This is a genomic window from Lysobacter sp. TAB13 (assembly GCF_052113885.1).
Classification (GTDB): Bacteria; Pseudomonadota; Gammaproteobacteria; order Xanthomonadales; family Xanthomonadaceae; genus Lysobacter; species Lysobacter gummosus.
Map to the genome: position 1 here is coordinate 102,089 of NZ_JBFRDR010000009.1, position 13,499 is coordinate 115,587.

The window sequence follows — 13,499 nt, forward strand, 5'->3', positions numbered from 1 at the left end:
CCCGGCGCAAGCCGGGCTTTTTTTGTCTGACGCCGCGGCCGCCGCGACACCGCGGCGGCCGCTCATCGCCGGCCTCAGCCGGAAATCGCCAGCTGCTCGTTGTGATAACGCCGCACCGCCGCGAACCACAGCAGCGCCGCCAGCCCGAACGCGGTGGCCAGGTACACCGCCCAGGTCTGGCCGGAGATCGCTTCGCCGCGGATCACTTTCAGCAGCAGCTGGTTCTGCGCCAGGAACGGCACCGTGAACTGCCACAGCTGGGTCTTGAGCGGATTGACCATCAACACGAAGGTCGGGATCAGCGGCATCAGCATCAGCCAGGTGATGTGGCTCTGCGCTTCCTTCAGGCTCTTGGCCGCGGCCGACAGGTAGGTCAGCAGGGCGGTGCCGATGAACGACATCGGCATCAGGATCAGCAGCATCTTGCCGATCGCCGGCAGGCCGACGTCGAGCATGCGGCCGATGCCGGTGGTCATCTGCGCGCTGAGCTTGAAGGCGAGCAGGGTCAGCAGCAGCGAGAACAGGCCCAGGATGCAGGCCGCGGCGATCTTGCCGCTGACGATCGCCCCGCGCGGCGCCGGCGTGGCCAGCAGCGGCTCCAGCGACTGGCGTTCGCGCTCGCCGGCGGTGGCGTCGATGATCAGGTACGCGCCGCCGATGAAGGAGGTCATGATCAGCAGATACGGCAGCAGCGCCGACAGCACCAGGCCGCGCTTGGCCTCGGGCGTGGCGACATCGCGATCGCCGACGTTGACCGGCTGGACGATGTTGGCCGAGATCCCGCGCGCCAGCAGCCGCAGCGCGCCGACCTGGCGGCTGTAGCCTTCCAGCGCCGCGCGTACGCGCCGGCTGGGGATTTCGGCGTCGCGGCGGGTGCTGTCCTGGACGATTTCCACCAGCGCCGGCTGGCCGTCCTTCCAATCCTTTGCGTAGTCCTTGCTGATGATCAGGCCGACGTCGCTGTCCTGGCTCTGGATCGCCGCGTCCAGATCCTTGGGTGCGGCAATGGCGACGATGTTCTGCGTGGCCAGGAACTTGATCAGGTTGGGCGCGTGCTCGGCGCCGCGCACCGGCACCCGCAACGCGGTGTCCAGCTGGGTGCGGGCGCGGTTCTCGGCCAGCGAGCCCATGCCCAGCATCAGCAGCGGATACAGCAGCGGGCCCATCAGCAGGGTGATGGCCAGGGTGCGGCGGTCGCGCGAGATGTCGCGCAGTTCCTTGCGGATCACCGACCACATGGCGGCGAAAGTCCCGGTCTTCATGCGTGCAGTCCCTCGTCGCTGCCGATCGCCTTTACGAAGGCGTCTTCCAGATTGTCTTCGCCGGTGTGCGCGCGCAGTTCATCGGCGGTGCCGGCGGCGACCACCTGGCCCTTGGCGATGATCACGATGCGATCGCACAGCGCGGCCACCTCTTGCATGATGTGGCTGGAGAAGATCACGCAGCGTCCTTCCTCGCGCAGGCCGCGCAGGAAGCCGCGCATCGCCCGCGTGGTCATCACGTCCAGGCCGTTGGTGGGTTCGTCCAGGATCACGTTGCGCGGGTCGTGCACCAGCGCGCGCGCGATCGCGGTCTTGGTGCGCTGGCCTTGCGAGAAACCCTCGGTCTGACGGTCGAGGATGTCGTCCATGTCCAGCGCCTGCGACAGCGCGCGGGTGCGCTGATCGATCTGGGCGCGGCCCATGCCGTGCAGTTCGCCGAAGTAGGCGATGTTCTCGCGCGCGGTCAGGCGCTTGTAGACGCCGCGCGCATCGGGCAGCACGCCCAGCGCGCGCCGCACCGCGGCCGCCTGCTTGGCCGCGTCCATGCCATCGACGCGCACTTCGCCGCGATCGGGCTGCATCAGCGTGTAGAGCATGCGCAGCGTGGTGGTCTTGCCGGCGCCGTTGGGTCCGAGCAAGCCGGTGATCTCGCCGTCGCGGGCTTCGAAATCGACCCCTTGCACGGCCTGCACCAGGCCGGTCTTGGTCTTGAAGGATTTATGCAGATCGTGGGCGGTGATCATAGGAATCCGGGAATGGGGAATGGGGAATCGGGAATGGCGAGAGCGGCATGATTCCCGGCTCTCAGGGTTCCCACCCATTGAACGAAACGAACGGCGGCACGTAGCCCAGCGCGTCCAGGCAGCGCGCGTCCAACTGCTTGGCGTTGGCGGTTTCGATGAACTGGCCCAGCAGCTTGGGCGTGCAGCCGATGCGCAGGGCGCCGTGGCCCTGGCCGCGCAGGATCAGGTGGCGGCCGTTGGGCAGGTGCTTGAGCACTTGCTCGCCGTAGCGCGGCGGGGTGACCGGATCGAGTTCGCCCGACAGCAGCAGCACCGGCAAGGGCGAGGCGAACGGCGCGTGGAAATCCTTCGGCCGCTGGCCGGTCGGCCAGACCTTGCACTGCGCCTGCAGCACCTTGGTCATCGCATCGCCGAGCACGGTGTCGGCGTCGGCCGGATCGGCGACGAACAGGTCCGCGTCCTCGGCGCAGGTCACCGACAGCTGCATGCCGTAGTTGAGTTCTTCGCTGAGCTGGCTGCCGAGCATCTTCGACAGCGACATCAGCGGCGCGTAGCGGCCCTGGTCGGCTTCGTTGAGCATCAGCGGCAGCAGCGAAGCCGCTTCCGGCGCGTAGGAGAACATGCGCGTGAGCATCGCCACGTGGCCGGAAGTGACCTTCTCGCGCAGCTGTTCGCCGGTGCTGGGATCGCGGTAATCGACCTCGACCGGCGCGGCCTGCAGGCGCGCCATCAGCCGGCGCAACTGCTCGCGCGGCTCGCCGCCGAAACGCGCGCGGCAGGCCGGGGTCTGCTGGCACAGCTTGAACTGCGCGGCCAGCGCCGAATCCAGATTGCGCGCGTGCTCGCTGCCCAGCACCAGTTCGTTCGGCGCCACGCCGTCGAGCACGACCGCGCGGGTGTGCTGCGGATAACGGCCGGCGTACTGCTGGGCGACGCGGGTGCCGTAGGAGACGCCGACCACGTCGATCTTGGCCGCGCCGATCGCCGTGCGCACAAGGTCGAGGTCGGCGATGGCGTCGGTGGTGGTGAAGTAGCGCGCATCGACCTTCAGCGACTTGGCGCAGCGTTCGACCGCGGCGACCGAGTTGTCGAGCATGGCCTGCTCGCTCTGGCCGCCGTCGCTGTCGCCGGCCGCCTCGCGGCAGGTCAGCGGCGTGGACCGGCCGGTGCCGCGCTGGTCTACCAGGACGATGCTGCGGTGCTTGCGCACTTCGCGGAAGGCGCCATCGACCAGCGGCCACGATTCGGTCGCGGCCTGGCCGGGGCCGCCGGCGAGGAAGAACACCGGATCGTCGTCGACCGCGCTCTCATCGGTGGGCGGCAGCCAGGCGATGTGCAGGTCGATCGTGCGCCCGTTCGGCGCGGCGTGGTTTTCCGGAACCTTGAAGGTCGCGCACTGGGCGGCGATGGTGCCGGCGGCGTAGGCCGAGGACAGCGTGCACGGATCGAACACGATGCGGCCGTAGTGGCGCTTCACCGCCGCCGTCTTGCCGGCGCCGCCGCTGGCCGCGGCTTGCGTACCGGCGTTATTGCAACCGGCCAAAGCCAGTACCGCGAAGGCCGCGGCCAATCCCAAGGCCGCGTAGCGCGGCCGCTGTGCGTATCCGAATCGATGCATGGTCCGAGTCTCTTCCCCAAGGCGGGTGCGCCTTCAAGGATGACAGACGGGGGCTTCGGGAAGAATGTGACTGATCGCGGTGGTTGAAGAGCGAATCCCCCGCGCGGTGGGCTACGGCCCGGGATGGGGGCTGCGCAGGCGCGTGCCCCCTTTTTTAAAGGGGGCAACGGTTAACGCGCGGCGGCTCCAGGCTTTTGCTGTTCCCCCCTTTGAAAAAGGGGGGCAGGGGGGATTCGCTCTTAAGCCTTACTTAGACGAAACGTACTTCTCACGCCGAATCTGCGGCACCGGCAGCCCATGCCCCTTCAGCGCCTCGAAACAGGCATCGACCATGTTCGGATTGCCGCACAGATAAGCGATATCGCCGTTCGCGTCCGGCGCGAATTCGTCCAGGAACTGCTGCACATAGCCATGGCGCACATCGGCGTGCGGCTGCTCGGGCAGCTCGCGCGAGAAGCACGGGACGAAGCGGAAGTTGGGCTCGCGATCGGCGAAGGCGCGGAACTCGTCGCCGTACAGCAGCTCGTCCGGGGTGCGCGCGCCGAACAGCAGCACCACCTGGATGCCGCGCTCGCGGATCAGAGCCTGCAACTGCGGCAGCATCGCCCGGTACGGGGTGACGCCGGTGCCGGTGCCGATCAGCAGATAACGCTGGTTGGCGTCGCCCGGCATCAGGCAGAAACGCCCGAACGGGCCGCTGGCCAGGACCGGATCGCCTTCGCTCAAGCCTTCGAACAAGGCCGTCGCCGCGCCGCCGGGCACGTAGCTGACCGCGATCTCCACTTCCTCGCCCGGGCCCAGCGCGTGGTCGTGGATGGTCGCCAGCGAATAGCTGCGCTTGGTCGCGGTGCCGTCGGCGTATTGGAAATGGATCTGGATGAACTGGCCGGGGATGTAATCCAGCGGCTCGCCGTCGTCGCGCAGAAACACGTAGTGGCCGACGCTGGGCGCCAGCATCCTGCGCGAGACGAGCTTGAGCGGGAATTGCTTCATGTAGGTCGCATTCTCGGTGGACGGTCCGGCCGGCTTGCGGCGCGATCGGACGCGGGAGGGGCCCGGCCGGCCCCGTCGCGATGATCGAGGCGACCGCCTGCGCAAAGCCGGGTGGGCGCAAAGCCTGTCCAGGGCGAGGTTCGGCCCGTCCTGGGCGAGGCAACGCGGGATTTCGCAACAGTCTGTGGCCGGAGTACCGCCACGGGGCCGCCTATACTAAGCCATTCGCCGCGAGGCCCGCGGCCAGCGATCCGAGAACCTTCCGCAATGACCCAGCCAACGGCCCCCGCCACGGGACCCGGTTCGGCAACGGCGCACTCCGGTGCCCCCGCGTCCGCTTCGGTGCCCGCCTTGTGTGTGCGCGACCTGCGCAAGACCTACGACAACAAAGTTCAGGCGCTCAAGGGCGTGTCCCTGAACGTCGCCCCGGGCGACTTCTTCGCCCTGCTCGGCCCCAACGGCGCCGGCAAGTCCACCCTGATCGGCATCGTCAGCTCGCTGGTGAATCTCAGCGAAGGCTCGGTGGAGATCTTCGGCACCGACTTGACCGGCAACCGCAGCGAAGCGATGCGCCTGATCGGCCTGGTGCCGCAGGAGCTCAACTTCAACATGTTCGAGAAGCCGCTCGACATCCTGGTCAACTACGCCGGCTTCTACGGCGTGCCGCGCGCGGTCGCGCTGCAGCGCGCCGAGGAAGAGCTCAAGCGCGCCCAGCTGTGGGAAAAGGCCACGATGATGAGCCGCACGCTGTCGGGCGGCATGAAGCGCCGGCTGATGATCGCGCGCGCCATGATGACCCGCCCGCGCCTGCTGATCCTGGACGAACCCACGGCCGGTGTGGACATCGAAATCCGCCGCGGCATGTGGAAGACCCTGCGCGAGATCAACGCCGCCGGCACCACCATCATCCTGACCACGCACTACCTGGAAGAAGCCGAGAACCTGTGCCGCAACCTGGCGATCATCGACCAGGGCCGTATCGTCCAGCAGGGCCCGATGCGCGCGCTGCTGGCGATGCTGGACGTGGAAGGCTTCCTGCTCGACATCGACGGCACTGTGCCGGCGACGCTGCCGGCGATCGAAGGCGCGACCATCCTCGCCACCGACGATCACACCCTGGATCTGGAAATGCCGCGCGCGATGGATCTCAACCGCGTCTTCGCCGCGCTCGGCGAAGCCGGCATCCGCGTGCGCTCGATGCGCACCAAGTCCAACCGACTGGAAGAACTGTTCGTGCGCATGATCAACCAACCCTCCGAACCGACCCCCGCAACGACGGAGACCGCCGCATGAGCCAGACGCTTCCGGTGCAACCGGCCGACGCGATTCAGCCCACTTCCATGCGCCGCAACCTGGTCGCGCTGGGCACCATCGTGCGGCGCGAAGTCGCGCGCATCCTGCGGATCTGGGGGCAGACCCTGGTGCCGCCGGCGATCACCATGACCCTGTACTTCCTGATCTTCGGCGGCCTGATCGGCTCGCGCATCGGCGACATGGGCGGTTACACCTACATGGAGTTCATCGTCCCCGGCCTGGTGATGATGAGCGTGATCCAGAACAGCTACGGCAATATTTCCTCGAGCTTCTTCGGCGCCAAGTTCGGCCGCCATGTCGAGGAACTGCTGGTCAGCCCGATGCCGAACTGGGTGATCCTGTGGGGCTACGTGGCCGGCGCGGTGCTGCGCGGGCTGATGGTCGGCGCGATCGTGCTGCTGATCGCGATGTTCTTCACCAAGGTGCGGGTGCCGCATCCGCTGGTGACCTTCACCACCGTGCTGCTGGGCGCGACGATCTTCTCGCTGGCCGGCTTCATCAACGCGGTGTATGCGAAGAAGTTCGACGACGTCGCCATCGTCCCGACCTTCATCCTGACCCCGCTGACCTACCTGGGCGGCGTGTTCTATTCGGTCAAGCTGTTGCCGGCCTGGGCCGAGGCCGCCACCCACGCCAACCCGATCTTCTACATGGTCAATGCGTTCCGCTACGGCCTGCTCGGCAGCAGCGACGTGCCGGTGCTGGTCGCCTATGCGCTGATGCTGGCCTTCGTGGTCGGGCTGTCGTCGCTGGCGCTGTGGCTGCTCAAGCGCGGCGTGGGGTTGCGCAGTTGATTAAAGCAGGAGTGAGTGCGCAGGAGTGAGGAGTGAGTTTTTGCTTTCGCTCACTCCTCACTCCTGCGCACTCACTCCTAGCCTTTTGACCCTATTTGCACCGTAGCCGCGTTACAACCTCCACGCCCGCACCGGGCGGATTCGATTTAGGAGTTGCCCATGCGCCTGATGCCTTTCGCCGCGATGCTCACCGTCGCGGTTCTCGCCGCCGCCTGTTCCAAACCGCCGGCCGCCGATCCGGCGGTGGCCGATGCGAGCGCGAACAAGCCCGCCGACACCGCCGCGCCCGCGACCGATACGCCCCCCGCCGACCCGCCCAAGACCATCCAGCCGATGGGCAAGATCGGCGCCGATCAGGTCGGCAAGGTCAGCCCGGTGCCCGCGTTCAAGGGCTTCGGCGAACATTGGAGTATCGAGATCCAGGCCACCGGCGAGATGAATCACAAGGTCGATCTGACCTGGGGCAGCGGCACCGAGAAGGCCAGCGGCAGCGCGCGTTACAACGGTCAGCCGGCCGACGCGCCGAGCACGCTGATCGTGCTCAGCGGCGAGCTGACCGGCAAGGACGGCGCCAAGCCGATGACCATCGAGATCAGCCGCCAGGAATGCACCGACGACGGCGACAACAAGCACCTGCAGTCGGTCAGCGTGCACGTGGACGGCATGGACACGTTCAAGGGCTGCGGCGACCTCGCCATGTACTGAGCCCTTCATTGCGGCGAAACCGGAACGGCCCGCGATGCGGGCCGTTTTCGTTTGCCGGTCGCGTGCTTGTCAACCGCGCCCGGCGCGCCCGTGCAGCCAGCGCACCAGCAGCCACGACAGCATCGGCGCGAACAACAGGATCAGCAGCACCGCGGTGATCCGTGCGGGCAGGTCCCAGCTTTCGCCGGCGGTGACCACCGGCAGCGAGGCGGCGACGATCAATACCGGCGTGAGCAGCGACGACAGCAGCGCCGGCACCGCGCCCGCGCCGCGCCGCATCGGCAGCGCCAAGGCGAACAGGCCGTGTACCGCGCCGACGGCGAGCGCGACCACGCTCATGCCCGCGCCCTGCTCGCCCTGGCCCAGCGAAGTGAAGGCCGCGGCCACGTTCTGCACCAGCAGCAACAGACCGGCGCACAGGCTCGCCGCGACCAGCGCGCCGACCACCCGGCGCTGCCCGGAACTCCAGCTCACCGGCGTGTCGCCGCGCCCGCCCAGCCGCCAGGCGAGCGGCAGCGCGACGGCGTTGATCGCGATTACCTTGACCGCGCCCAGCGCCGACACCCAGATCAGCAGGTCCTGCCGGCTGCGATCCTTGAGCAAGGCGGCCAAGGCCTGGTTCTGTCCCATCGACCAGGCCACGCCGAGGCCGAAGATCAGCACCAGCGCGGCCAGCACCGCGAACCACGCGCGCCGCGGCGTGCCGCGGCGATCGACCAGCACGCAGCCCAGTACCAACACGAAACCGAACAGCAGGCCGATCGAGCACAGCCACTGCACGATCTGCGCCGCCGCCGAGGCGGTCGCGCGCGCGTCGGCGGGCGTGGTCATCGTGCCGATCAGGACGAAGGCCGCCGACAGGATCAGCGCCAGCCAGGCGACGGCCATCGGGACGAAGACGGGCGATCGGTTTTCGGAGACGGCGGTCGGCATGCGGAGTCCTGGCAAGGCGTCGGGGCGATGGGTGGCTGCGGCCCGGTTCGAGCGCGAAGAGTAGCGAGTTCGGCCGCCGCGCGTCGCGGCGCAGTCGGCGAATCATGGCGGCGCGGGCCGGCTCGAACGCGTGCGCGAGCGAGGCGATGCTCGCGCCCGGAACCTTGTCCGCTATCGCGCGGGTACTGCGTTGGTGGGTGAACCGCGACGCGCGCAAGCGCTCGCGGCCCGCACCGGTCGGCCGCGCCGGCCGGCTTTCACGGATGCCGCGGCCGCTCGTTGATAGCGGTACCGGCGGCACGACGTCGCCCCCTCCAGGAGTCTTCCATGCGCGTTTCCTTCACTGTCGCCGCCGGTCTGGCGCTGGCCGCCGCGCTCGCGGTGCCCTGTGCGTTCGCACAGGCCATCACCTTTCCCGCGCCGGCCTTCCGCGGCGGCAATACCGATTGGCGGGTGGTGCTGACGACGAACGCTGACGCGAGCGTGGTCTACGCGCTGACCGTGCCGGAAGCCAAGAAGCCGCTCAACGGCCCGCTGGATCAGACCGCCGCGCCGCAGGGCCAGTACCAGCTGGTGGGCGTGATCGGCCAGGAAAAAACCGGATTGAAGGTGCAGATCGCACCGGTCAAGCTGGGCCAGGTGTGCAAGGACAACAAAGGCAATACCGGCGGCAAGTACGGGCGCTACACCTACGCGATCATGGTCACGCCGGCGGCGAAAAACGCCGGTCCCGACCACAAGGCCTGGCCGGCGCTGTGGTACGGCTGCGGCAATTTCACCCTGGACTGATCAAGGGACCGGGCCGGCGCGCGAATCTCAGCGCGCCGGCAAGCGGAAGAACGCGCTCGCCGCCGCGCTGCTGTTGGCGGCGGTGACCGCGACCTCCTCGCCGCGATCGCGGGCGAGTTCCTCGACGATATGCGCCAGATACATCGGTTCGTTGCGCCGGTGCGACGGCGCCGGCTTCACCGTGCGCGGCAGCAGATACGGCGCGTCGGTCTCGATCATCAGCCGCTGCGCCGGAATGTGCTTGACCAGTTCGCGCAGATGCAGGCCGCGGCGCTCGTCGCACAGCCAGCCGGTGATGCCGACGTACCAGTCCTGGTCCAGGTAATCGAACAACTCCTCGCGCGTGCCGGTGAAGCAGTGCACCACCGCCGCGCCGAGCTTGCCGTCGAAGTTCTTCATCATCGCCATGAAATCGGCGTGCGCATCGCGCTGGTGCAGGAACAGCGGCTTGCCGGTGTCCACCGCGGTCTGCAGCTGCATCTCGAACGCGCGCCGCTGCGCCGGGCGCGGCGAGAAGTCGCGGAAGTAATCCAGGCCGCATTCGCCGACCGCGACCACTTCATCGTGCGACAGCAATTCGCGCATTTCCGCGTCGCACTCGGCGGTGTATTCGGTGGCGTGGTGTGGATGCACGCCGGCGGTGGCGAACAGCTCGCCCGGGTACTGCCGCGCCAGTTCCAGCGCCTTGGGCGAATGCTCGCGGCTGGCGCCGGTGATCACCATGCGTGTCACGCCGGCATCGCGCGCGCGCTGCAGTACCGCCTCGCGGTCGGGGTCGAAGCTGTCGTGGGTGAGGTTGGCGCCGATGTCGATCAGTTGCATGGGATCACGAAGAGAGGGGCTTGGAGGCCGCAATGCACAAGTTTACTAGCCCGCTCTCGCTTTTCCCCCCTTTGAAAAAGGGGGGGAGGGGGGGATTTGCTGTTGCTGTTGTTCCCGCGGTAAAGCGCCAAAAGCAAATCCCCCTCAACCCCCTTTTTCAAAGGCGGGAGAACGGTGGTGCGGATGAGGGAGCAGGCAATCGCGCCACGCCGCACAACCGCGCACGTATCCTTATGCAGGTGACCACCGCCCAATTCCCCATCGATTCCCTGCTGCCGCAGATCCGCTCCAGCCTCGCCGAGCACCCGCGGCTGGTGCTGGAAGCGCCGCCCGGCGCTGGCAAGACCACCCAGGTGCCGCCGGCGCTGCTCGATGCGCCGTGGCTGGACGGCGGCAAGATCATCGTGCTCGAACCGCGCCGCGTCGCCGCGCGCGCCGCCGCCAACTTCATGGCGCGCCAGCGCGGCGAAACCGCGGGCGAGACGGTCGGCTACCGCATCCGTTTCGAGAACAAGGTCGGCCCGCGCACCCGCATCGAGGTCGTCACCGAAGGCATCCTGACCCGCATGATCCAGGACGATCCGACCCTGGACGGCGTCGGCGCCCTGCTGTTCGACGAATTCCACGAACGCCACCTCGCCGCCGACCTGGGCCTGGCATTGGCGCTGGACGTGCAGGCCTCGCTGCGCGAAGACCTGCGCATCGTGGTGATGTCGGCGACCCTGGACGGCGAACGGCTGGCGCAATTTCTCGATGCGCCGCGGCTGAGCAGCGCCGGCCGCAGTTATCCGGTGACGCTCGCGCACTTCCCGGCGCGGCGCGAGGAAAAGCTCGAACACCAGATCAAGCGCGCGGTCGAGCACGCGCTCACCAGCCATCCCGGCGATGTGCTGGCGTTCCTGCCCGGCCAGCGCGAAATCGCCCGCGCCGAAGCCGCGCTGGCCGGCAGCGAGGCCGCGCGCGGCGTCGACGTGCTGAGCCTGCACGGCGAATTGCCGGTCGAACAACAAAGCCGGGTGCTGCAGCCCGATCCCGACGGCCGCCGCCGCGTGGTGCTGGCGACCAACGTCGCCGAATCCAGCGTGACCCTGCCGGGCGTGCGCGTCGTCATCGACTCGGGCCTGGCGCGCGAACCGCGCTACGACCCCAACAGCGGCTTCGCCCGCCTCGATGTGGTGTCCATCGCCCAGGCCTCGGCCGATCAGCGCGCCGGCCGGGCCGGCCGCGTCGCCGAGGGTTGGGCCTACCGGCTGTGGCCGGAATCGCAGCGGCTGGAGCCGCAGCGCCGTCCTGAAATCGCCCAGGTCGAACTGGCCGGGCTGGTGCTGGAACTCGCCGCCTGGGGCGACGCCGGCCTGCGTTTCGTCGATCCGCCGCCGGGCGGGGCGATGGGCGCGGCGCGCGAACTGCTGCTGCGCCTGGGCGCGCTGGAAGGCAGCGGCGCCCAGGGCGCGACGATCACCGCGTTCGGCAAACGCATGCTCGCGCTCGGCACGCACCCGCGCCTGGCGGCGATGCTGCTGGCGCCGAACGATCCGCGCGAACGCGCGCTGGCCTGCGATCTGGCCGCGTTGATCGAAGCGCGCGATCCGCTGCGCAGCGGCGGCGACGCGCTGGCTGCGCGATGGCAGGCCCTGGCCGCGTTCCGCGGCGGGCGCGCGCCGGCCGACGCCTCGCGTTCGGCCCTGGCCGTGCTCGATCAGGCCGCCAAGCAATGGCGCCGGCGTTTGCGCGTGGAGACGAATCCGCCCGCCAGCGTGCCCGCGCATGCGCTCGGCGATCTGCTGCTGCATGCGTTTCCCGATCGCATCGCCCACCAACATCCCAGCGACCCGTATCGCTACCAACTCGCCAACGGTCGCAGCGCGAAACTGTTCGACGACAGCGCGGTGTACGGCGAGCCGTGGCTGGTGATCGCCGAACTGCGCGACGACCCGCGCGATGCCCGCATCCTGCGCGCCGCGCCGCTGGACGAAGCGCGATTGGAACGCGAATTCCCGCAACGCTTCGTCAGCGAAGACCGGGTGCTATGGGACGCCAACGCGCGCGGCATCGCCGCGGTGCGCGAGCGCCGCTTCGACCGCATCGTGCTCGACAGCCGGCCGCTGGCCAAACCCGATCCGGCGCGCTACGCCGATGCGCTGGTCGATGCGGTGCGCCAGCTCGGTCTGGACGCGTTGCCGTGGACCGAATCGCTGCGCCAGTGGCGCGCGCGCATTCGTTGCCTGCGCGAATGGATGCCGGAGCTGGCCAAGGGCGAGCACGCGCTGCCGGATCTGAGCGACGAGGCCTTGTTGGCCGGCCTCGACGCCTGGCTCAAGCCGGCGCTGCGCGGCAAGACCCGGCTCGACGCGCTGGACGAAGCCGCGTTCGGCGAGGCGCTGCGTTCGCTCGCGGACTGGACCTGGCGGCAGAAACTCGAAACCCTCGCGCCCACCCGCATCGCCGTGCCGTCGGGGCAGGAGCGCGCGATCCAGTACCACTTCGAAGAAGAACGCCACGACCCGCATGTCGGCGCGTCGGCGCCGGTGCTGGCGGTGAAGCTGCAGGAATTGTTCGGCCTGGCCGACACGCCGCGCATCGCCGACGGCCGCGTGCCGCTGACCTTGCATCTGCTGTCGCCGGCCGGCCGGCCCTTGCAGGTCACCCAGGACCTGCGCGGCTTCTGGGAGCGCGGCTATCTTGAAGTCAGGAAGGAAATGAAGGGACGTTATCCGCGCCACCCGTGGCCGGACGATCCGTGGACGGCGACTGCGACGCATCGGGCCAAGCCGCGCGGGACTTGATGAAGCGAGGAACGAGTACGTAGGAGTGAGAAACGAGTAAAAAGCTCGTCGCAGGCACACACGCGTTACGTGGCCGGCTTTCACTCATTTCTCACTCCTACGTACTCGTTCCTCGCTCCAAAGCATTCAGGCCCCAGCCGGTCTTGCGCGCCGCCGCTCACAGAATTTCAACGGTAGCGCCCCGACACTGGGGGTCGTTTCTCCTGTCCAGGACCGACACGATGAGCAAGTTCGAATCCCTGCCCGACCGCGCGCTGGAACTGATGCACGCGATCAGCGCCAATCTGAAGGAAGCCGCGCCCAAGGCCGGCCAATGGCTCGAAACCGGCGCCAAGTTCGGCGCGCTGAAGACCGGTGCGCGCACTGCCGGCGGTTTCATCCGCCGCAATCCGGTGGTCGCGGTCGCCGCGGTCGCCGGCGCCGGTTTGCTGTGGTACGCCGCCGCGCGCCGCAAGGCCCGCATCCAGGCCGAAGGCGGCGAAGCCATCGAAGGCAGCGCGCGCCGTATCGACGCGCGCCGCGCCGAGCGTGCCGAACCGCGCCGCCGCCGCGCCAGCCGCAACGGCGGCGACGAATCGACGGAGTGATCCGGCGCCGGACGGGCCCTTAGCGGGACCGTCCGCGCACCGCGCCGGCGCATGCCGTCGCGGCGATCGCATACACGAAGGCCGACGCATGCGTCGGCCTTTTGTTTTTCCGCGCGGACGACGGTTCGCCGCGAACAATCCGCGCCTCGACGC

12 protein-coding genes are annotated in these 13,499 nt (G+C 68.7%); 6 read left to right on the plus strand and 6 right to left on the minus strand.

Going from position 1 to position 13,499, the window contains the following annotated elements:
• Positions 1 to 74: 74 nt before the first annotated feature.
• The 4 genes from AB4Y92_RS12745 to AB4Y92_RS12760 all read right to left on the minus strand — a co-directional run bounded on the left by AB4Y92_RS12745 (position 75) and on the right by AB4Y92_RS12760 (position 4,616).
• On the minus strand, positions 75 to 1,262 hold the full coding sequence (locus AB4Y92_RS12745) for an ABC transporter permease (protein WP_441819981.1): 1,188 nt from the start codon (positions 1,260 to 1,262) through the stop codon (positions 75 to 77).
• On the minus strand, positions 1,259 to 2,005 hold the full coding sequence (locus AB4Y92_RS12750) for an ABC transporter ATP-binding protein (protein WP_441819982.1): 747 nt from the start codon (positions 2,003 to 2,005) through the stop codon (positions 1,259 to 1,261). The genes AB4Y92_RS12745 and AB4Y92_RS12750 overlap by 4 nt, the downstream gene beginning before the upstream one ends.
• 61 nt (positions 2,006 to 2,066) lie before the next feature.
• Positions 2,067 to 3,623, minus strand: coding sequence for an alpha/beta hydrolase (locus AB4Y92_RS12755; RefSeq protein ID WP_441819983.1), 1,557 nt, complete (start codon positions 3,621 to 3,623; stop codon positions 2,067 to 2,069).
• A 246-nt stretch (positions 3,624 to 3,869) separates the two neighbouring features.
• The gene (locus AB4Y92_RS12760; RefSeq protein WP_441819984.1) at positions 3,870 to 4,616 is read right to left on the minus strand and encodes a ferredoxin--NADP reductase; all 747 of its coding nucleotides are present in this window, start codon (positions 4,614 to 4,616) and stop codon (positions 3,870 to 3,872) included.
• A 267-nt stretch (positions 4,617 to 4,883) separates the two neighbouring features.
• On the opposite strand from AB4Y92_RS12760, the gene AB4Y92_RS12765 reads away from it, so the two are divergent.
• The 3 genes from AB4Y92_RS12765 to AB4Y92_RS12775 all read left to right on the plus strand — a co-directional run bounded on the left by AB4Y92_RS12765 (position 4,884) and on the right by AB4Y92_RS12775 (position 7,429).
• Positions 4,884 to 5,909 carry an ABC transporter ATP-binding protein gene (locus AB4Y92_RS12765; RefSeq protein ID WP_441819985.1) on the plus strand — a complete coding sequence of 342 codons (1,026 nt, stop codon included), beginning with the start codon at positions 4,884 to 4,886 and terminating at the stop codon, positions 5,907 to 5,909.
• A 47-nt stretch (positions 5,910 to 5,956) separates the two neighbouring features.
• Positions 5,957 to 6,724, plus strand: coding sequence for an ABC transporter permease (locus AB4Y92_RS12770; protein ID WP_187313212.1), 768 nt, complete (start codon positions 5,957 to 5,959; stop codon positions 6,722 to 6,724).
• Positions 6,725 to 6,883: 159 nt separating this feature from the next.
• Entirely contained in the window at positions 6,884 to 7,429 is a 546-nt protein-coding gene (locus AB4Y92_RS12775) for a hypothetical protein (protein ID WP_441819986.1), read from the plus strand.
• Between the two features lie 69 nt (positions 7,430 to 7,498).
• Here AB4Y92_RS12775 and AB4Y92_RS12780 read toward each other — a convergent pair whose 3' ends face one another.
• Positions 7,499 to 8,362, minus strand: coding sequence for a hypothetical protein (locus AB4Y92_RS12780; RefSeq protein ID WP_441819987.1), 864 nt, complete (start codon positions 8,360 to 8,362; stop codon positions 7,499 to 7,501).
• Positions 8,363 to 8,689: 327 nt separating this feature from the next.
• Between AB4Y92_RS12780 and AB4Y92_RS12785 the strand changes: the two genes are divergently transcribed.
• A complete protein-coding gene (locus AB4Y92_RS12785; RefSeq protein ID WP_441819988.1) occupies positions 8,690 to 9,151 on the plus strand; it encodes a hypothetical protein in 462 nt (153 codons plus the stop codon).
• 27 nt (positions 9,152 to 9,178) lie between these two features.
• On the opposite strand, the gene AB4Y92_RS12790 is transcribed toward AB4Y92_RS12785, so the two are convergent.
• Positions 9,179 to 9,973, minus strand: a complete 795-nt coding sequence (locus AB4Y92_RS12790) for a TatD family hydrolase (protein WP_441819989.1) — start codon at positions 9,971 to 9,973, stop codon at positions 9,179 to 9,181.
• Between the two features lie 239 nt (positions 9,974 to 10,212).
• On the opposite strand from AB4Y92_RS12790, the gene hrpB reads away from it, so the two are divergent.
• Both hrpB and AB4Y92_RS12800 read left to right on the plus strand, forming a co-directional pair.
• Positions 10,213 to 12,759 carry an ATP-dependent helicase HrpB gene (gene hrpB, locus AB4Y92_RS12795; RefSeq protein ID WP_441819990.1) on the plus strand — a complete coding sequence of 849 codons (2,547 nt, stop codon included), beginning with the start codon at positions 10,213 to 10,215 and terminating at the stop codon, positions 12,757 to 12,759.
• A 221-nt stretch (positions 12,760 to 12,980) separates the two neighbouring features.
• The gene (locus tag AB4Y92_RS12800; protein WP_441819991.1) at positions 12,981 to 13,346 is read left to right on the plus strand and encodes a hypothetical protein; all 366 of its coding nucleotides are present in this window, start codon (positions 12,981 to 12,983) and stop codon (positions 13,344 to 13,346) included.
• The last annotated feature ends 153 nt before the right edge of the window (positions 13,347 to 13,499 follow it).